Consider the following 19043-nt stretch of genomic DNA (forward strand, 5'->3'; position numbering starts at 1 on the left):
ATCAGGCGCCCAGTGTGTCGGCGAGTTTTTCCAGCTTTCCACGTACAGAGGCGTCGATCACCATGTCGCCGGTGCGTACGATAACGCCGCCGATCAGGGCCTTGTCTGCCTGGGTGGAAAGCGTTACCTGCCGCTCGAGTTTCTTCGACAGGGCCTCGGCCAGTTTCTGTTGCTGTTCTTCCGTCAGCTCAAAGGCTGCGGTGACATCGATCTCGACGGTGCGTTCCAGGTCCGCACGGAACTTGCGGAACAATTCGGATATTTGCGGAAGCAGCGCGAGACGGCCTCTTTCAGCGAGAATGGCGAAGAAGTTGCGGACCGGTTCGGAAACCTCGGTACCGGCAAATTCGAGAATGATGTCTGCCTTGGTTGACCGGTCGACACCCGGATGCGCGAGAAGCTCTTTCACGTCGCTGTTGGCAGTCACCTGTCCGGCCAGTGTCAGCACCTCGGACCAGTGAGCCAGGGAACCCTGGCTCTCCGCAGTCTCGAAGGCTGCCCGGGCGTAGGGGCGTGCCAGCGTTGTCAGTTCTGCCATGATGAACCTCGTTTAAAGTTCGGCAGCGAGCTTGTCCAGCATCTCGCTGTGTGCGTTGGCATCGACAGATTTTTCCAGGATCTTCTCGGCGCCGGCGACGGCCAGGGCAGCCACTTCAGCCCGCAGGGCATCACGCGCCTTGACACGTTCCTGCTCGATTTCAGCATGGGCCTGATCGATGAGTTTCTGACCCTCGGTGCGAGCCTCGCTCTTGGAGTCTTCGACAATCTGGCTTGCCCGCTTGTTGGCCTGTTCGATCAGGGCAGCGGCTTCTTCCTTCGCGGTGCGCAGTTCCTGGGCGGCCTTTTCCTGAGCCAGCTCAAGGTCCAGCGAAGCGCGGTCTGCAGCAGACAGACCATCGGCTATTTTTTTCTGGCGTGCGTTCATGGCCTCGGTAATCGGAGGCCAGACGTACTTGACGCAGAACCAGACGAAAATAGCGAAGGCAATCGATTGCCCTATCAACGTAAGGTTTATATTCACGGCAATATACCTCTAGCTATTCGTTGCGTCCTGGTGTCCGTAAAACCGGGCGCCGGTCTCTGGCGCCCGTCCTTGACGGCCGAAATTAACCAGCAACAACGAAGATCAGGTACATCGCGATACCAACGCCGATCATGGGTACCGCGTCCAGCAGACCGGCCATGATGAAGGTCTTGGTTTGCAGCTGGTTAGCCATTTCCGGCTGACGTGCAGTGGACTCGAGCAGTTTGCCGCCCAGCAGACCAAAGCCGATACCAGCGCCCAGGGCACCCAGACCGATGATCAGTGCAGCTGCGATAAATACCATTTCCATTGAAGGCTCCTCAGTTTTCTCAGATGGTTAAGGGTTATTGATTGAAAATGTATCAGTGGTCTTCGTGTGCTGCGCTGAGGTAGACCACAGCCAGCGTTGTAAAGATAAAGGCCTGCAGGGTAACAACCAGGATATGGAAGATCGCCCAGGGCACGTTCAGCGTCCACTGGATCCACAGTGGTAGCAGAGCGATAAGGATGAACACAACCTCACCGGCGTACATGTTACCGAATAGCCGCAGTGCGAGGCTGACCGGCTTGATGATCAGCGCGAGCAGTTCCAGCACCAGGTTGAAAGGCACTAGCGCCCAGTGATTAAACGGCGTGAACGACAGTTCCTTGAGGAAGCCACCCGGACCCTTGACCTTGAAGCTGTAGAACAGGATCAACAGGAACACACCGATAGAGATACCGAAGGTGCCATTGGGGTCGGTAGTCGGAACAATCTTGAAGTATTCAAGCCCCATGGCATGGGCGATAGTGGGAATGTAGTCGACCGGGATCAGCTTGAGGGTATTCATCAGCAGGATCCACACGAACATGGTCAGCGCCAGCGGTGCAATCAGAGGATTGTTGCCGTGGAAGACGTCACGGACAATGCCCTGAACAAACTCGACGGTCATCTCAACCATGTTCTGGAGGCCGCCAGGCTGGCCGGATGTGGCCTTCTTCGCGGCAAAGCGGAACAGACCGAGGAACAGCACGCCCATGGCGATAGACCAGCCCATGGTATCCACATGCACGGCCATGAAGCCCATGTCTGCGGCTTCCTGGGCGGTACGGGCCATGGTCCAGGTGGTCTCCTCGACCACGGAACCGTCCGCACGCTCATAGCCTTCAGGCAACTTGCCATAGGTCAGGTTGGTGAGGTGGTGCTTTATGTAATCTACTGGGGTATCAGCTGCCATACTGCTTCTCGTCCAGTCATCGCTGTGGTTTTGGCCGCATGAACCAGCGCAGGGCTGCGCCCATCACAACCATCACAGCAAAAGTGAATAACAGAGCCGGCACATGGATCGGCTCCATCAAGTTGAAAACGGCCGCAAAAAAGACTGCGGTAAGGGCGATCTTGATCGACTCCGCCCTGAACAGGTTACCTACCATCCGGGACATGTTCCGTGCCCCTTCAACCTTGTAAACCTGGTAGGCAAACCAGGTGTTTGGCACCAGAAAAATAAGACCGCCAACCAGGGCGGAATAACCGGCCAGAACACCCTGAGTGGCCCACAAGAGGGCCATCACAACGATGGCTGTCGTTTCAATGACCAGCCAGCGGAGCAGCGGCACCCGGTTAAGACGATGTCCGGACTTTGCCATGACTGAAAACCTGCCGCTATTCCAAGCGCGGGAATTATATGTGTTAACCGAAAGCTGTTCAACTCAGGCAGTGCGAAAATCTGGTGGTTTTTTGGCCACTTCAGGCGCCCTTCTGACGCGATTTACACAACTTGTGCCTGATACCACTTCTTATCACGAGATGTGGTATTCCATATGAAAACCTGTTTCAAAAAGGGAAGTGCAAAGCCGGCAAAATAAAATGACGATCAGCGGATGTGGCCCAGGATTCCATCCAGTTCATCGAGCGAACTGTATTCGATAACCAGTTTACCCTTGCCTCGCTGGCCATGATCGATAGAGACCCGGGCGCCGAGACGTTCGGCCAGGTCATCCTGCAACGCCCGGATGTTGGGGTCAACGGCGCCCTTACGGGGCTTCTTTCCGGGTGTTTCGCTCTGTATCCGACGCACCAGCGCTTCCGTCTGACGAACGGACAGGGACTTTGCGACGACCTGCCGGGCAACCTGCAGTTGCTGCTCCGGTGGCAGTGACAGCATGGCGCGGCCATGCCCCATCTCCAGGTCGCCATGCTCAAGCATGATACGCACGTCTTCAGACAGGCCAATCAGGCGCAAAAGGTTGGTAATGGTGGTGCGTGACTTGCCGACCGCTTCTGCGACCTCTGCCTGGGTCAGCCCGAACTCGTCCTGGAGGCGTTGCAGGGCAAAGGCTTCCTCGATGGGGTTAAGGTTTTCACGCTGGATATTTTCGATCAGCGCCATGGCGATGGCAGCTTCGTCCGGCACTTCACGGACAATCGCGGGCATGCGGTCCAGTTCCGCAAGCTGGGCAGCACGCCAGCGGCGTTCGCCGGCAATCAGCTCATAGCGGCCTTCCTGGACCGGGCGGACCACCACCGGCTGCATGATACCCTGTTGCCGGATGGAGTCCGCCAGCTCTTGCAGGGCAGCCGGGTCCATATCACGGCGGGGCTGGTAGCGGCCACGCTGGATCAGGTCGATGGGAATCTCCCGCAGTTCGCCATCGTGGCTGCGGGGTTCCTCTTCCAGGTTCACCCGGGAGTTCGCCAGCAGGGCACCGAGACCCCGTTCACCCAATCCTCGTTTCTTTGCCGCCATGGTCGTTGTCATTTATCCACAATGAAGAATTCGTCGGTCGTCAAGGCGCCCTATGTTACACCGCAACGCTGCCCGTCGTCTTGCGGCTGCCATGGCGCCGAACCATCTCACCGGCCAGGGCCAGGTATGCCACCGCACCCTTGGAGGCGCGGTCATACTTCAGGGCAGGCAGTCCGTAACTTGGCGCTTCTGCCAGCCGGACATTGCGGGGGATCACGGCCTTGTAGACCTTGTCGCCAAAGTATTCCGACAGCTGACCAGACACGTCGAGGGTCAGGCTGTTGCGGGGATCGTACATGGTACGAAGGATGCCCTCGATCTGCAGGTCCGGGTTTACCGTTTCCTGGATCTGCTCGATCGTGTTCATCAGGGCCGCCAGGCCCTCCAGGGCGTAGTACTCGCACTGCATGGGAATCAGCACGGTATCTGCAGCGGACAGGGCATTCACGGTCAGCAGATTCAGGGAAGGCGGACAGTCGATCAGGATGTAATCGTAGTTTTCACGAATGGTATTCAGACAAAGCCGCAGCCGGTGTTCGCGGCCGATCTCGTTCATCAGCTCCACTTCCGCCGCCGTGAGATCGCCATTGGCCGGCAGCAGGTCGAAGCCGCCGTTTTCCACAGACACGATTACCTCGCTGGCACCGGCCCGTTTCGTCAGTACGTCATAGCCGGACAGCTGCACACCATTCTTGTCCACGCCACTGCCCATGGTGGCATTCCCCTGGGGGTCCATGTCCACCAACAGTACACGGCGCTTGGTGGCTGCCAGGGAGGCCGCCAGATTGACGCAGGTGGTGGTCTTGCCGACCCCTCCTTTCTGGTTGGTCACGGCGATAACGCGAGCCATGGCTAGCCTCCTGTTGTGGAATCCTGTGGTGCCGATATCCGGCTGATCACCAGCAAATGGCGCTCGCCATCGCAGCCCGGGTAGTCCAGGCGATGGTGTTCGGCCAGCTGCCAGCCTGCTGGCAGGGAAGACACTTCATCATCCGGGAACTGACCTTTCATGGCAAGGAACTGGCCGTCACCCGCCAGCAGGTCTGCGCACCAGGTCACCAGGTTGGGCAGTGCGGTAAAGGCCCGGCTGGTAATTTGCCGGAACCGTTGCGATAGCTCGCAATCCTCGGCACGACCATGAATCACTTCAACGTTATCCAGCCGAAGCTCCAGCTTGCACTGGGTGAGGAAGCGGGTTTTCTTGCTGTTACTGTCCAGCAGGGTGAACTGACGCCCGGGGCAGGCAATCGCCAGGGGAATCCCCGGCAGGCCACCGCCGGCGCCCACGTCCAGTACCTGGTCCGCGCTGAGGAAGGGCACCAGGGTCAGGCTGTCGAGCAATTGCCGGGGCACCATCTGGCGGGGCTCCCGCACAGCAGTGAGATTATACGCCCGGTTCCATTTGTTCAGCAGCGCCAGAAAGGCCAGCAGTTGTTGTTGCTGGCCTGTGGACAAGTCCAGTTCCATGGCGGCCAGTCCATCGGACAATTGCCGCTGCCATAATGCCTCGCTCATGCCGGCCCTCCGTCAGGCCGACTGCTTGCGGAGCAGGTCCCGCTTTTTCAGGTGCACCAGCAACTGGGAGACCGCGGCCGGGGTTACGCCCTGGATGCGGGAGGCCTGGGCGATGGTTTCCGGGCGCACGTCCTTGAGTTTCTGGCGGATCTCATTGGACAGGCCGCCCACAGCATCAAAGTCAAAGTCATCCGGCAGGCGGGTTTCCTCGTTCCGACGCAGGCGCTCGATCTCATCCTCCTGCCGGGAAATATAGCCTTCATACTTGATCTCAATCTCCACCTGCTGCTCAACGTCATCGGCGCCGGCACGCTGACCGCCGATCTCGGCGATCTCGCTATAGCTGATCTCCGGCCGACGCAGCAGCTCCGCCAGGGTATTGTCCCGGTTCATTGGCTGCTTCAGGTAGCCATCAGCGATCGATGACTGATCCGTGTCCGGATGGATACGGGTGGTTTCCAGGCGCTGGCGCTCAATGGCGATGGCCTCCCGTTTTTCATTGAAGCGCGACCAGCGCGCCTCATCCACCAGGCCCAGGTGATAACCGGCTTCGGTCAGTCGCAGGTCGGCGTTGTCTTCGCGCAGGATCAGACGGTATTCCGCGCGGCTGGTGAACATGCGATAAGGTTCGGAGGTGCCCATGGTGATCAGGTCATCCACCAGTACGCCGATATAGGCTTCGTCCCGGCGTGGATACCAGGGTTCCTTGTCCTGGGCCTGGAGGGAAGCATTCAGACCCGCGAGCAGGCCCTGGGCGCCAGCCTCTTCATAGCCGGTGGTGCCGTTGATCTGGCCGGCGAAGAACAGGCCGCCAATAAACTTGGTCTCCAGGGTATGACGCAGATCCTGGGGATTCAGGTAATCATACTCAATCGCATAACCCGGACGGGTAATATGGGCGTTCTCGAAACCCGGGATCGAACGCACCGCCGCAATCTGGATATCAAACGGCAGGCTGGTGGAGATACCGTTGGGATAGAGCTCGTGGGTATTCAGCCCCTCCGGCTCCACGAAGATCTGGTGGGAGTCCTTGTCTGCAAACCGATTCACCTTGTCCTCGATGGAGGGACAGTACCGGGGACCCACGCCTTCGATCTCACCGGCAAACATGGGCGAGCGGTCAAAGCCACTGCGGATGATGTCATGGGTTTCGGCAGTGGTGCGGGTGACGTAGCAGCATACCTGACGGGGATGCTGGTCCCGGGAGCCCATAAAGGACATCACCGGCGTCGGGTTGTCACCCCACTGTTCGTCCATCACTGAGAAATCCACCGTGCGGGCGTCAATGCGGGGCGGGGTGCCGGTTTTCAGGCGGCCGACGTTAAAGGGCAGCTCCCGTAAACGTTTTGCCAGCGCATTGGCGGGCGCATCGCCGGCACGACCGCCGGCATGGTTCTGCATGCCGATGTGGATAACGCCACCCAGGAAGGTACCGGTGGTGAGCACAACGGTTTTTGCATTGAAGCGAATGCCGGTGTTGGTAACCACCCCGGTCACCCGGTCGTTTTCCACCACCAGGTCATCGGCAGCCTGCTGGAACAGCATCAGGTTGGGCTGGTTCTCCAGGATCTCACGGATTGCCGCCTTGTACAGCACCCGGTCAGCCTGGGCGCGGGTGGCACGCACCGCCGGTCCCTTGCGGCTGTTAAGTACACGGAACTGTATGCCGGCGTGGTCCGTCGCCTTCGCCATGGCGCCGCCGAGGGCGTCGATTTCCTTGACCAGGTGGCTCTTGCCGATGCCACCAATGGCCGGGTTGCAGGACATCTGGCCCAGGGTCTCGATGTTATGGGTCAGCAGCAGTGTCTGCGAGCCCATGCGGGCCGCGGCCAGGGCGGCCTCGGTACCGGCATGGCCACCACCAATGACAATGACGTCGAAACGGGTCGGAAAATCCACAGAATCACCTCGAAAGCGGGGAAAAAATCAGCAGGGCAGTATACCTGCAAGTGCAATGGCTTTGCAGTGTCAGTGGGTAAATTTTAACCAGACAGGACGGGATTGTAGAGGGCGGCTTGGTTGAGGTACGTGAATTTACCTAATTATCCCGGTAATTCATGGGCTTGAAAAAAACTGTTCACAAAACTTTTCAAGAGAGTTATCCACAGAACGACAAGCTCAAAAATGGAACTTTTAAACCTCTTATTTATTGTTTTTAAAGATAAAATTTGAATTTATCAAAAGTTCATTCCCAGATTATCCATGATTTTATCCACAGAATTCCGGGTTAATTGAGACAAGAACCCACCGACACGTCAAAGTACCGCACATCCAGCCCGAAGATGAGCAAGGTGTGCCATGACGTCATTCGATGGGCCGTTCCGGGCTCTGGGCAGCTGAAAAGGCGCCATTACCGCCAGACCGTTCTGCTTGTTCCTCCCGCTCCAGCTCCCTCTCAACCGCGTTAGCCGACTTGGCAAACCGGGCAAGCAGGTCATACAGCACGGGAATCAGGAACAGGGTCAGGGTGGTGGCAAACACCAGGCCACCGAGGATCACCATACCAATAGCGGCGCGACTCTCTGCACCGGCGCCGGTCGCGATCACCAGGGGTACCGCACCGAACACCGTGGATATGGTGGTCATCAGCACTGGCCGGAAGCGCAGAATCGAGCCTTCCAGGATCGCATCCCGCACGTTATAGCCCTGATCCCGCAACTGGTTGGCGAACTCCACCATCAGAATCCCGTTCTTGGCCATCAGGCCCAGCAGCATAACGATGCCGATCTGGCTGTAGATGTTCAGGCTGATGCCTGACCAGTACAGGGCCATCAACGCGCCGGTGACCGCAAGGGGTACCGTGAGCATGATGATCAGGGGATGGATCCAGCTTTCAAACTGGGCCGCGAGCACCAGGAAGACGATGATGAACGCCAGGCCAAAGGTCAGATAGATGGCATTGGAGGATTCCTGGAACTCCTGGCTCAGCCCCTTGTAACTGATCCGGGCTTCCGGGGGCAGGTTGTCAGCTGCCAGGTTGTTCAGGTAATTCAGGGCGCTGCCCAGGTCGTAGCCATCCGCCAACGAGGCGCTGATGACCACCGCCGGCAAGCGATCAATCCGGCGCAGATCCGGGTTGGCGCCGATCTCCTCCATATTCACCAGGGCTGCCAGGGGGATGAGGTCGCCACCCTCCCTCGGCCGCATGAAAATCTGGCTCAGGTCGGACGGTGTCGCCCGGTCCGCATCCGTAGCCTGGACGATCACATCGTATTCCTGTCCCCGGTCCAGGTAGGTCGTCACCTGGCGTGACGCCAGCATGGTCTGCAGGGTCAGGCCCACATCCTCCACGGTGATATCCAGGTCCGCTGCCCGTTCACGGTCAATGGTGACTCGCAGTTCCGGACGGGTCAGCTCGAAATCGGTATCAACGTTGAGAAGCCGGGGGTTTTCCTTCGCCTTGCTGACGATTTCCTCACTCCACTGCTGGACTGCATCATAGTCGGGCCCCGCTACCACGAACTCTACCGGCTGGTTAAAGCCCCGTTGGCCAAGACCCGGCGGATTGACCGCAATTACCCGCACCCCGGAAATATCGGACAGCTTGTTACGGATCTCGCTGGTGATCTGCTGCTGCTTTACATCCCGCTGGTCCCATTCCTCCAGGCCCATGATCATGAAAGCATTGTCCTCTTCATCCCGGAAACCGACGATGGACAGCAACCGGTTGGCAATGCCTTCGTCCAGGTAGGGCAGCAGTCTCTCTTCCGCCTGGCGAACGTAGTGGTCAGTGTACTCGACCGTCGACCCCCGGGGTGCGTCGGTCGGCATGATAATCACACCACGATCCTCAATGGGTGCCAGCTCCTGGGGCAGCTTCGGGAAAACCACAACGGCCACGACCAGACCGGCAAGGCCCAGGCCGATGATCAGCCCGGGCTGGCGCAGGGAAAACCGCAGCAGCCGGGAATATCCGTTTGTCAGGCCGTTGAGGGCCTTCTCGCTGGCCGCCCACAGCCGATGGCCTTCAGCGGATTCCGGGCTGTGCCGTAACCACTTGGAGCAAAGCATGGGGGCCAGGGTCAGCGCGACGAAGCTGGAGAAGACCACCGCTGCGGCCAGGGTGAAACCGAACTCGGCAAACAGGCGGCCGATGTTGCCGCCCATGAAGGATATGGGGATAAACACCGCTACCAGGGTCAGCGTGGTTGCGATGATGGCAAAGGCCACCTGCTTGGCGCCACGGAACGATGCCAGTAATGGCGGCTCACCGTTGTCGATGCGACGCTGGATGTTCTCCAGCATGACGATGGCATCATCCACCACCAGGCCGATGGCCAGGATAATGGCCAGCAGGGTGAGCACGTTGATGGAGAAGCCCAGGAAACCCAGCCCGATAAAGGCGCCAATAACGGCTACCGGTATGGTCACCGCGGGAATCAGCGTGGCCCGCCAGGAACGAAGGAACAGGAAAATCACCAGGATCACCAGGGACACCGCAATGGCCAGGGTGGTGATGACCTCCCGGATGGATGCCCGGATAAAAATGGACTCGTCGTAGCTCTCGGCGATGGTTACCTCCGGCGGCAGGGTTTCCCGGATATTCACCAGTTCTTTCCGCACGGCATCGGAGACGGCCACGGTATTGGCCTTGGACTGGCGAATAACGCCCATGCCTATGGCGGTTTCACCGTTCGCCCGCAGGCGACTGACATCCGACTCCACGCCCATCTGCACGTTAGCCACTTCACCCAGCCGTATCAGGTCGTTGTTATCACGGCGCACGACCAGGTTACGGAACTGTTCCACGTCACTGAGGCGTCCCTCGGCACGTACCGTAAAGTTACGGGTGGACGAGTCCACCGACCCCGCCGGTAACTCCACATTATTGGCCCGCAAGGCCCGCTCCACCTCCGCCACGGTAATATTCCGCGCGGCGAGCCGGTCCCTTTCCAGCCATACCCGTATGGCATATCGGCGTTCACCCCCGATACGCACATCGGCCACGCCATCAAGCACTGACAGGCGGTCGACCAAAACCCGGTCCGCGAAGTCACTCAGCTCGGCGCTGTCCCAGACTTGACTGCGCAGGGTTATCCACATCATGGGCCGGGCATCGGAATCGGCCTTCTGGACGACCGGGGCGTCGGCTTCTTCCGGTAGTTGATCCGCAATACGGGATACGGCATCACGTACGTCGTTGGCGGCGATGTCCACATCCCGGGAGATGTTGAACTCAATACTGGTGCGGGATTCACCCTGTTCGGTGGAGGACTCGATTGAACGAATGCCTTCGATGCCACTGATCGCACCTTCTACGATCTGGGTAATCTGGGTATCCACCACTTCCGCAGCCGCGCCGGTGTAATCGGTAGATATGGAGACGATCGGAGGGTCGATGTCGGGGTATTCCCGCACCGGCAGATCCAGCAGGGCAGCAACCCCGAACACCACGATCAGCAGGCTGAGTACCGTGGCAAAGACCGGTCGCTTGATGGACACATCGGACAGCACCATGGATCAGGACTCCATGGCCTGGAAACGGTTATCCGGTATGGCGTTGCCTTCATCCTTGATTTCCACCCGGTCGCCGCTGCTGAGGCGATCCTGGCCGGTAATAATCACCCGGTCACTATCGCTGATACCACTGACCACTTCCACCAGTCCTGGCATGCGCGAGCCCAGTGTTACCCGGGTACGCTGGGCTACGCCGTCTTCGGCGAGAAACACGTACTTGTCGTCACCCCGAATCAGCACCGCCTGTTCCGGAATGACCAACGCTTCGCGCTCGCGCAGGGTCAGGCTTGCGGACATGAACTGGCCGGGGCGTAACCGGCCTTCCGGGTTATCAATCAGAGCCCGCACTGGCAGGGACCGGCTCAGTTCACTGATGCGGGTGCCCAGCTCCACGAGCTCGCCATGGAATATCTCCTCCGGCCACGCCGGGGAGTTACCGCGGACCACCTGGCCCAGGGACACCTGCCCCAGGAAGCGTTCCGGTACCGAGAAGGTGAGCTCCATCTGATCCGTTGCATCCAGCGTAGTGATGGCGGTACCGGGCGTCACATAGGCGCCCACGCTCAGGTCCGATAGACCCAGCACGCCACTGAAGGGAGCGACAATCCGGTGGTTCTCCAGGCGCACACGGGCAGCCTCCCGCTCGGCGAGGGCCACGTCCACCGCGGTACGCAACTCGTCCACCTGGGACTGGGAAATACTGTTGTTGGAACGTAGCCGGTTGGCACGCTCGAACTGGCGACGGGCGTCGGCCAGCTGTGATTCGATAACACGAAGGTCCGCCGTAGCCTGGCGATCATCGAGTTGCAGCAGCAGCTCGCCCTTGTCCACACGCTGGCCGGCCGCCAGGTTATGTTTCACCACGCGGCCGCTGACTTCGGTGGTGAGTTCCACTGCCTCCAGTGCCTGCAGGCTGCCCACTGCGCTGACCTGGTCACGGACCATATCCCGTTCCGGCGATACCACATTCACGGCACTGGCGGAGGACTGGGTACTTTCTTCGGCACCCGTCCCGGAGTCCATGGAGCGCCAGATCCAGGCGCCACCCACTGCAATTGCCACCAGCACGATGGCGGTCAGCCACTGTTTCCACATAGGAACGACTACCTGTTTACATCAGTTTCAGTTGTTATCGGTATCACCGGTGCGCCTGATGACCAGCACGACTTCTCCCACCGGTATGCCCCACTTACTCATGGCGGTCTCATTGATCAGGGTGTCCGGTGTCACCAGGTACATCCAGTCATCCATGCGTACATCAATGGTGCCGTCTCCGTATGGTACCCGCAGGACATAATTCATGTTGAGGGCGTTGCCACGCCAGGTCATGAAGCCCGGCTCCACAACGTCCCCGGCCTCTGCACGGTAACCACCGTCTTCCGGGGTGAGGGTCCAGACCCGGGTATCTACCTCGCCGTCGTCGAACCGGAACACTTCGTCCAGGGTACCGACGCCAGCGTCGTCCCAGCTGGCCTGGATGTCCGCATCAAAGGTACGAATGACCGCACCCGAGAAGTCCTTGACCACTCCCCGGGCGATCAGCGATCCCCGGAAAAACTGATCCGGAACCAGCTCAGGTGCACGATTGCTGTAGTCGTCAATGGACGGACTGGCGCAACCGGCAAGAATGAGTACCGTCAAAAATACCCAGATACGGTGACCGAAACCACCACTACGTGTCGCAAAAACAGGGGTTTGCATAACCTTTACACTCCAACCGGCTGATTGCGAAGACATACGACCGGCACCGGTTGCCGGTTCTGTCGTGACTAACGGCCCTTGAAATTGCGAATCACCACCCATAAGTACGAGAAGCCATCCCGGCACATCTGCAACTTTTTATTTTTAAAGGATTTTAATCGTATTCATTGCGTGAGTTGAGTAATCGAGTCCTACTGGAAGGAGGTTCGAATATGGACACTCGTTCTCAAGATCTATATCCCAGTCGCCTTGAACGCCCAACCCCGTCATTTGACCGCCTTGACCCGGTGGTGCACAGCGCCGGCGCCGACCGGACCCACGGCCCCCTGAGTGAAACCGACCTGGCCCGGTACGAGCGGGACGGCTTTCTCGCCTTCCCGAACTTCCTCGACCAGGAAACCGTCGCCCGGTTCCGCCAGGACCTGCGGGACTACGAAAATGACCCAGATATCCTGCGTGCGGAAGGCACCATCACCGAACCCGGCAAGCAGGAAATCCGGTCTGTTTTTGGTGTGCACGAGTTATCCGAGCGCTTTGATCGGCTCACTCGGGACCCCGAGATTCTGGACATGGTGCACCAGTTGCTGGGCAGTGAGGCATACATTCACCAGTCCCGGATCAACTTCAAGCCAGGTTTCCATGGCAAGGGCTTTGACTGGCACTCGGATTTCGAAACCTGGCACACTGAGGACGGCATGCCCCGTATGCGTGCGGTCAGCTTCTCCATCGCCCTGACCGACAACACGCCCTTCAATGGTCCCCTGATGCTGATCCCCGGCTCCCACAAGAAATTCGTCCCCTGCGTGGGCCGCACCCCGGAGGATAACTACCAGCATTCCCTGAAAAAACAGGAACTGGGCGTGCCGAACGACCGGGACCTGGCGAAGATGGCAGATGCCGGTGGCATCAAGGCACCCACCGGCCCTGCCGGCTCGCTGATCATTTTCGAGTGCAACACGCTCCATGCCTCCAACGCCAATATGTCACCCTGGCCACGGAGTAACCTGTTCTTCGTATTCAACAGCGTGGAGAACCAGCTGGTGGAGCCATTCTGTGGGAACAAGCCGCGTCCGGACTTCCTGGGGAACCGCACCAATACCCGCGCGCTGCAGCCGGTGCGCGAAGACGTGCGCCGAACCGGCTGAATACCCGTGCCACCACGCGCCCGTATACGCAAAAAAGGGGCTGCCAAGCCCCTTAATCGACCAGTTTTAATCAGTGACCACTATTGCTGGTCACGAAAACGCTGGATAAACGCGTCAGATTCGGCAATGGCGTCTTCCATCTCCCGGATCAGGGAGTCCACATCCTGCCGGATCCGGCCGAGCTCACTCTCCAGGGCAGCAATGGCCTGGGCATTGAGGTTATGCTTGAGGAACAGCATCTGATCCTCGAATGCCTGCAACACCGGCTCCATCCGGTCCTCGGCATCGTGCATCCGGGCCATCAACTGATCGTAGTGGCGGCGGGTTTCCACAAGCTTCTGTTCGCTGGAACGACGCAGGGACTGGCTTTCGTAACGGTCAAGCTCACCCTCCCACTCATCAAACAGGGCACCAGCCACGTCTTCCACGGAGTCAATCCGGTCGCGTACATCTTCGGCTGCTGCTTCGCTATCGCCATAGGCATCCCGAACCTCCTCGTACTTCTCCTTCAGAGGCGTATCAGGGGTGTCCACTACGCTCTGAAAACGCTCCAGGGACGACCGGAAAGTCTCCCGTGCCCCGTCCTGTGAGTCCCGCGCATCCTCTACCCGGTCTACCAGGATATCCCGTTTTTCGAAGCCGAGTTTTTCCATGGTGTTGTAATAAACGGTGCTGCAGCCGGCCAAGGATAATACCGTGATTATCATCAATAACCGGGTAAGGGGGGGCACCTTGGTCAAGGGCCTGGGATGAACAGTTTTCAATGGCATAGACGTCGCTCCGGGAATCGGGGTCAGGTGGCTATCCTAGCCTGACGGTGCTCGCCAGGGAAACCTCAGCCCTGATGATGTCGGAATTTCCCTGGTTTACTTGCCGATGCAGAAGCTGCTGAAGATCTTGCCCAGCAAGTCGTCCGAGGTCATGGCCCCGGTGATTTCACCCAGGGCATCCTGGGCGGCACGGAGGTCTTCCGCCAACAGCTCACCGGCTCCATAACCCTGCAATTGTTCCTGTCCCGTCCTGAGGGAGGTAAGCGCCCGTTCCAGGGCATCTAGGTGACGACGCCGCGCGAGGAAGCCGCCTTCCGTCGTCGTAGCAAAGCCCATGCACTGCTTGAGGTGATCCCGCAATACCTCAAGCCCTTCCGCTGACTTGGCCGCAAGTCGGATAACCGGCGCCGATTGGTGGGGTTCTGCGGAGATACCCACTGTTTCCCCGGAAAGGTCCACTTTGTTCCGTATGACTGTTACCGGTGCACTATCTGGCAACTGGTCAATAAAATCCGGCCAGATGGCATGGGGTTCGGTTTCTGCCGTGGTGGTTGCATCCACCATTAACAAGATACGGTCAGCCTGGCGGATTTCCTCCCAGGCCCGGGCAATGCCGATCTGTTCCACTTCGTCCGGGCTATCACGCAGGCCGGCGGTATCAATGATATGCAGCGGCATACCATCGATGTGGATATGCTCCCTCAGAACATCCCGGGTTGTACCCTCAATGGCGGTGACGATGGCCGCTTCCCGGCCGGCAAGGGCATTGAGCAGGCTGGATTTGCCGGCATTGGGGCGTCCCGCGATGACGACTTTCATACCGTCACGAAGCAGGCTGCCCTGGTGGGCCTCCGCAAGGATCTTCTCAAGGTCCGCCAGAATCTGTTCCAGGTCGGCGGCAACCTTGCCGTCAGCGAGGAAGTCGATCTCTTCTTCAGGAAAATCGATAGCCGCTTCGACATAAATGCGTAGATGGGTGACCGAATCCACAAGCTCGTTGATCCGGCGGGAAAAGACCCCCTGCAACGATTGCACGGCAGACCTTGCTGCCTGCTCGGAACTGCTCTCGATCAGGTCCGCAATCGCTTCGGCCTGGGCCAGGTCGAGCTTGTCATTGAGAAAGGCCCGTTCGGAAAATTCCCCGGGACGTGCCAGTCGTGCTCCCAGTTCACAGACCCGCCTGAGCAGCAGGTCGAGGATGACTGTGCCGCCATGGCCCTGGAGTTCGAATACATCCTCGCCGGTGAAGGAGTGGGGATTGGGGAAGAAAAGACCAATCCCTTCATCGATCAGCTGGCCGTTGTTGTCGAGGAAGGGACCGTAGTGGGCGTACCGGGGTTTTGGTTCAAAGCCCAGAATTGACGAAGCAATGGCCCTGACGCCCGGGCCGGAGACACGCACGATACCGACGCCCGCCTGGCCGGGTGCCGTGGCAATCGCTGTGATGGTTTCAGTTATACCTTGCACGCTTTCCTCCGATACAAACAAAGCGGGGCTCCCTGAGGAGCCCCGCTTTGTTGGTGACATAGACCTGGCCTGTCAGGCCTTTCGTGTCGCCATCTCTGACTCGATCTTCCGAGTAATGTACCACTGCTGGGTGATGGACAGAATGTTGTTGGTGAGCCAGTACAGCACCAGACCGGCGGGGAACCACAGGAAGAACACAGTGAAGATAATCGGCATCAGCTTCATGATCTTGGCCTGCATGGGGTCCGGTGGTGTCGGGTTCAGATGCATCTGCAACATCATGCTCGCACCCATCAGGATCGGCAGGATGAAATAAGGGTCCATCTGGGACAGATCCTGAATCCACAACATGAACGGGGCATGGCGCAGCTGCACACTCTCGAACAGTACCCAGTACAGGGCAATGAATACCGGCATTTGCACCAGGATGGGTAAACAGCCACCAAGAGGATTGATTTTCTCCTTCTTGTACAGGGCCATCATTTCCTGGGACATGCGCTGACGGTCATCGCCGTAGAGTTCACGCAAACGGGTCAGCTGTGGTGCCACCGCCCGCATACGAGCCATTGAGCGGTAACTGGTTGCAGATAGTTTGAAGAAGACGGCCTTAACCACCACAGTAAGCAGGATGATGGACACACCCCAGTTGCCGACCAGGCTGTGGATCCAATCCATGAAGATGAACAGTGGCAGCGAAATAAAGAACAGGAAGCCGAAGTCGACGGTGCGGTCCAGGTTCGGCGCCACGCCTTCCAGGCGTTCGATAATTTTCGGACCGACGTAGATACGGGCGCCGGCACGCCCGGTCTCGCCGGGTTCAATGACAGTGGCCGGGCTGACAAAACCCATCACATTGAGATTACCACGACGGGTGGTCTGGAACTGGTGCGTCTGGTCCCGTGGCGGAATCCAGGCGGAAATGAAATAGTGCTGCAAAAACGCCAGCCAGCCATTGGTCACAGGCTGGTTGATGCGATCATCTTCCAGGTCGGAGAAATCAAACTTCTCGTAGGGATCTTCCGGTGAGCTGATGACCAGGCCCAGGAAGGCACGGATGCCCATGCTGTTCTGTGCGGTCGGGTCGGGCGCTTCATCGCGCACGATCTTGCCGGTGAAGTTGCCTTGCCAGGGTTGCTCGGAACGGTTGTCGATGAGGTATTCCACATCGATTTCATAGCTGTTCCGGGAAAGGCTATAGCGCTTGATAACGGCAATACCCTGTTCGGTCTGGTACCTCAGATCAACCTGGAGGGAATCCTGGCCATCCTCAAGAGTGATTTCACGGTTGTCGACCTGATAGACCGGAGGCTCACCATTGCGGCGACTGTCGAACCCATTTTGACCAATCATCCCGCTTTCCAGGAAATAGGTGCGGTTATCCGAGGTCTGAAGTACACGAAGAGGCTCTGCACTATCGAGGGTTCGATCGTAGTCCAGCAGAGAGGCTTCCACCAGATTGCCACCAATACGATCAATCTTCAGTTCCAGCACGTCGGTTCTCACCGTTACCACGCGGTCACTTGCAGAAAGGTCCGAAGGAGTTGCGGTGGTAGCGTCACCCGGAGCAGAGAATTCATCAACGGTGGCGCTGTCTGTTGAGCCACTGCTGTCAGGAAGGGACATTTCATCATCGGTGGCGGCATCGCGCAGGTTGGCAGTTTGCTCCTCGACAGCGACGGGCTCGGCAGGCTGGTTGTAATCCTCGTTCCAGGCAAGAACCATCAGGTAGCTGACAATGGCAAGACCGGCAAATAATACGATGCGCTGAATGTCCATAAACTTAGTCTGCAGTTGGGTTGGCTTTTATTGGTGTGGTGTACCGGTCTGTACCGGGCACCGGGTCATATCCGTGTGTGCCCCAGGGATGACAGCGTGACAGTCGGCGTGCTGTCAGCAGAGCACCTTTCCACGAGCCATGGGTTTCGATAGCTTCGAGTGCATAGGTAGAACAGCTGGGGATATGGCGGCAGTGGCTGGCCATCATCGGACTGATGGCGTAACGATAGACTTGGATGGGGATGACCAGGAGAGATCGCATAGTGCCTATCCTGACCGGTTCAGACCGGTATCGTTACCAGGTGACTTCCTGGCCAGCTTTTGCCAGATGTCGTTCAGTGCGCGGTGCAGGACCTGGTTGTCCTGACCTGCCAGGTTCTGACGGCCGAGAACGACAATGTCCAGGGAACCCAGATCGTCACGATGACGAAAGGTTTCTCTGACCAGGCGTTTGACCCGGTTTCGCTGAACAGCATGCCTGAGATTCCGTTTCGAGAAAATCAGACCGAGTCTGGGTCGCCCAAGGGAATTCGGGGACGCCAGAATCAGGAAGTGCCGGTGGGGTACTCGCACCTGTACGTCGTTGAAAACGCCTGAATAATCTGCAGGTCGAAGCAAACGGGACGTCTTGGGAAACGAGTGATCCCCCACACTGAAATCCGGATCAGGCTGACAGACGTGCGCGGCCTTTGGCGCGACGACGTGAGATCACCTTGCGGCCGTTGGCTGTGGCCATGCGGGCACGGAAACCGTGAACACGCTTACGCTTCAGGACGCTCGGTTGAAACGTTCTTTTCATGATTACGCTCTCATAAATCGGTGGTTGATCTGCAGTAATTGGCTGCAAAATGAACAGTCAAAACAGGAGCGGCATTCTAAGCAAATCGTCAGGGGATTTCAATGCTTTCCGGTTGGGGTTTGACAGAGCTCTGGCAGTGAAAAGCCGGAGGGTAGTCCAGGGATGCCTGGCGGATTGGGTAATAACTTAAATAGGTCTTTCTGATTCTTTTAAATCTTTTCTGTAATTACTGTTATTAGGCACTAGCTTTTCTGTGGACAGGTAAGGAAAAGGGCCCTAAATCAACAAACTGAACTATGGGTAAGACTGTAGGTAGGTGGGCTTGGGGGCTGTGGATGAAGACAGTATGAAATGGGGAGAAGTCGCCCGATGCCGAAAAATCGATCTTATCCCGGATTCGTCCCGTGTTGGTGAACAGGGTTGCGGACAGGTGGTGAACAGGTATCTGTGGATAAGTATTTGCAACTGATTTTCTGTACACAACCGTGTGTGTAAGATTGTAAAAAATTGATAAAAAAAGAGAAAACTTTCCACAGGGTGTTCATGGTCGCAAGTTTCGGGCTTTTCCTGAGGGCAGTGGAGGGGTAGAATTTCCGGTCCCGTGATTCGTCGAAACGCAGGCGTATCCCATTTCTGATCCATCAGCATCGGAGGCAGGCGGTC

19 protein-coding genes are annotated in these 19043 nt (G+C 58.1%); 1 reads left to right on the forward strand and 18 read right to left on the reverse strand.

Translation table 11 applies throughout. The features are described from left to right. Position 1 precedes the first annotated feature (1 nt). From LJ360_RS19770 to LJ360_RS19825, 12 genes are all read right to left on the reverse strand, one after another. Entirely contained in the window at positions 2–538 is a 537-nt protein-coding gene (locus LJ360_RS19770; protein ID WP_264994873.1) for a F0F1 ATP synthase subunit delta, read from the reverse strand. Between the two features lie 12 nt (positions 539–550). Beyond that, the gene (locus LJ360_RS19775; protein WP_091850837.1) at positions 551–1021 is read right to left on the reverse strand and encodes a F0F1 ATP synthase subunit B; all 471 of its coding nucleotides are present in this window, start codon (positions 1019–1021) and stop codon (positions 551–553) included. An 85-nt stretch (positions 1022–1106) separates the two neighbouring features. Continuing rightward, entirely contained in the window at positions 1107–1334 is a 228-nt protein-coding gene (gene atpE / locus LJ360_RS19780; protein WP_091850834.1) for a F0F1 ATP synthase subunit C, read from the reverse strand. 52 nt (positions 1335–1386) lie between these two features. Beyond that, entirely contained in the window at positions 1387–2241 is an 855-nt protein-coding gene (atpB, locus tag LJ360_RS19785) for a F0F1 ATP synthase subunit A (RefSeq protein ID WP_091850832.1), read from the reverse strand. Positions 2242–2257: 16 nt separating this feature from the next. Next, a complete protein-coding gene (locus tag LJ360_RS19790; RefSeq protein WP_091850829.1) occupies positions 2258–2650 on the reverse strand; it encodes an ATP synthase subunit I in 393 nt (130 codons plus the stop codon). Between the two features lie 227 nt (positions 2651–2877). Next, complete coding sequence (locus LJ360_RS19795; protein ID WP_091850826.1) at positions 2878–3750, reverse strand: ParB/RepB/Spo0J family partition protein; 873 nt, start codon at positions 3748–3750, stop codon at positions 2878–2880. A 55-nt stretch (positions 3751–3805) separates the two neighbouring features. Beyond that, positions 3806–4600 (reverse strand): ParA family protein, encoded by a 795-nt coding sequence (locus tag LJ360_RS19800; RefSeq protein ID WP_091850824.1) that lies wholly within the window; start codon positions 4598–4600, stop codon positions 3806–3808. A gap of 2 nt (positions 4601–4602) precedes the next feature. Continuing rightward, a complete protein-coding gene (rsmG, locus tag LJ360_RS19805; RefSeq protein ID WP_264994874.1) occupies positions 4603–5265 on the reverse strand; it encodes a 16S rRNA (guanine(527)-N(7))-methyltransferase RsmG in 663 nt (220 codons plus the stop codon). Positions 5266–5277: 12 nt separating this feature from the next. Further along, positions 5278–7164, reverse strand: a complete 1887-nt coding sequence (gene mnmG, locus LJ360_RS19810; protein WP_091850818.1) for a tRNA uridine-5-carboxymethylaminomethyl(34) synthesis enzyme MnmG — start codon at positions 7162–7164, stop codon at positions 5278–5280. A gap of 405 nt (positions 7165–7569) precedes the next feature. Continuing rightward, positions 7570–10722, reverse strand: coding sequence for an efflux RND transporter permease subunit (locus LJ360_RS19815; RefSeq protein ID WP_264994875.1), 3153 nt, complete (start codon positions 10720–10722; stop codon positions 7570–7572). A 3-nt stretch (positions 10723–10725) separates the two neighbouring features. Further along, positions 10726–11817, reverse strand: a complete 1092-nt coding sequence (locus tag LJ360_RS19820; protein WP_091850812.1) for an efflux RND transporter periplasmic adaptor subunit — start codon at positions 11815–11817, stop codon at positions 10726–10728. 27 nt (positions 11818–11844) lie between these two features. Further along, positions 11845–12423, reverse strand: a complete 579-nt coding sequence (locus LJ360_RS19825; RefSeq protein ID WP_264994876.1) for a DUF3833 domain-containing protein — start codon at positions 12421–12423, stop codon at positions 11845–11847. Between the two features lie 212 nt (positions 12424–12635). On the opposite strand from LJ360_RS19825, the gene thpD reads away from it, so the two are divergent. Then, entirely contained in the window at positions 12636–13568 is a 933-nt protein-coding gene (thpD, locus tag LJ360_RS19830; protein WP_264994877.1) for an ectoine hydroxylase, read from the forward strand. 80 nt (positions 13569–13648) lie between these two features. Here thpD and LJ360_RS19835 read toward each other — a convergent pair whose 3' ends face one another. From LJ360_RS19835 to rpmH, 6 genes are all read right to left on the reverse strand, one after another. Then, a complete protein-coding gene (locus LJ360_RS19835; protein ID WP_264996074.1) occupies positions 13649–14275 on the reverse strand; it encodes a DUF2959 domain-containing protein in 627 nt (208 codons plus the stop codon). 159 nt (positions 14276–14434) lie between these two features. Further along, positions 14435–15805: a tRNA uridine-5-carboxymethylaminomethyl(34) synthesis GTPase MnmE gene (gene mnmE / locus LJ360_RS19840; RefSeq protein ID WP_264994878.1), complete on the reverse strand. Its 1371-nt coding sequence runs from the start codon at positions 15803–15805 to the stop codon at positions 14435–14437. 72 nt (positions 15806–15877) lie between these two features. Continuing rightward, entirely contained in the window at positions 15878–17581 is a 1704-nt protein-coding gene (gene yidC / locus LJ360_RS19845; protein ID WP_264994879.1) for a membrane protein insertase YidC, read from the reverse strand. Positions 17582–17585: 4 nt separating this feature from the next. Continuing rightward, a complete protein-coding gene (yidD, locus tag LJ360_RS19850) occupies positions 17586–17843 on the reverse strand; it encodes a membrane protein insertion efficiency factor YidD (RefSeq protein WP_264994880.1) in 258 nt (85 codons plus the stop codon). Positions 17844–17848: 5 nt separating this feature from the next. Continuing rightward, positions 17849–18232: a ribonuclease P protein component gene (gene rnpA / locus LJ360_RS19855; RefSeq protein WP_091850794.1), complete on the reverse strand. Its 384-nt coding sequence runs from the start codon at positions 18230–18232 to the stop codon at positions 17849–17851. Between the two features lie 13 nt (positions 18233–18245). Beyond that, positions 18246–18380: a 50S ribosomal protein L34 gene (gene rpmH / locus LJ360_RS19860; RefSeq protein WP_008172542.1), complete on the reverse strand. Its 135-nt coding sequence runs from the start codon at positions 18378–18380 to the stop codon at positions 18246–18248. Positions 18381–19043 lie beyond the last annotated feature (663 nt).

It is taken from the genome of Marinobacter sp. AN1 (assembly GCF_026013985.1).
Lineage (GTDB): Bacteria > Pseudomonadota > Gammaproteobacteria > Pseudomonadales > Oleiphilaceae > Marinobacter > Marinobacter segnicrescens.

What these genes read in the sequence shown, in the direction of transcription:
- LJ360_RS19770 (WP_264994873.1), bottom strand. Translation starts at nt 538, where the DNA reads ATGGCAGAACTGACAACGCTGGCACGCCCCTACGCCCGGGCAGCCTTC.
- atpE (WP_091850834.1), bottom strand. Translation starts at nt 1,334, where the DNA reads ATGGAAATGGTATTTATCGCAGCTGCACTGATCATCGGTCTGGGTGCC.
- atpB (WP_091850832.1), bottom strand. Translation starts at nt 2,241, where the DNA reads ATGGCAGCTGATACCCCAGTAGATTACATAAAGCACCACCTCACCAAC.
- LJ360_RS19790 (WP_091850829.1), bottom strand. Translation starts at nt 2,650, where the DNA reads ATGGCAAAGTCCGGACATCGTCTTAACCGGGTGCCGCTGCTCCGCTGG.
- LJ360_RS19795 (WP_091850826.1), bottom strand. Translation starts at nt 3,750, where the DNA reads ATGGCGGCAAAGAAACGAGGATTGGGTGAACGGGGTCTCGGTGCCCTG.
- LJ360_RS19800 (WP_091850824.1), bottom strand. Translation starts at nt 4,600, where the DNA reads ATGGCTCGCGTTATCGCCGTGACCAACCAGAAAGGAGGGGTCGGCAAG.
- rsmG (WP_264994874.1), bottom strand. Translation starts at nt 5,265, where the DNA reads ATGAGCGAGGCATTATGGCAGCGGCAATTGTCCGATGGACTGGCCGCC.
- LJ360_RS19815 (WP_264994875.1), bottom strand. Translation starts at nt 10,722, where the DNA reads ATGGTGCTGTCCGATGTGTCCATCAAGCGACCGGTCTTTGCCACGGTA.
- LJ360_RS19820 (WP_091850812.1), bottom strand. Translation starts at nt 11,817, where the DNA reads ATGTGGAAACAGTGGCTGACCGCCATCGTGCTGGTGGCAATTGCAGTG.
- LJ360_RS19825 (WP_264994876.1), bottom strand. Translation starts at nt 12,423, where the DNA reads ATGCAAACCCCTGTTTTTGCGACACGTAGTGGTGGTTTCGGTCACCGT.
- thpD (WP_264994877.1), top strand. Translation starts at nt 12,636, where the DNA reads ATGGACACTCGTTCTCAAGATCTATATCCCAGTCGCCTTGAACGCCCA.
- LJ360_RS19835 (WP_264996074.1), bottom strand. Translation starts at nt 14,275, where the DNA reads ATGATAATCACGGTATTATCCTTGGCCGGCTGCAGCACCGTTTATTAC.
- yidC (WP_264994879.1), bottom strand. Translation starts at nt 17,581, where the DNA reads ATGGACATTCAGCGCATCGTATTATTTGCCGGTCTTGCCATTGTCAGC.
- yidD (WP_264994880.1), bottom strand. Translation starts at nt 17,843, where the DNA reads ATGCGATCTCTCCTGGTCATCCCCATCCAAGTCTATCGTTACGCCATC.
- rpmH (WP_008172542.1), bottom strand. Translation starts at nt 18,380, where the DNA reads ATGAAAAGAACGTTTCAACCGAGCGTCCTGAAGCGTAAGCGTGTTCAC.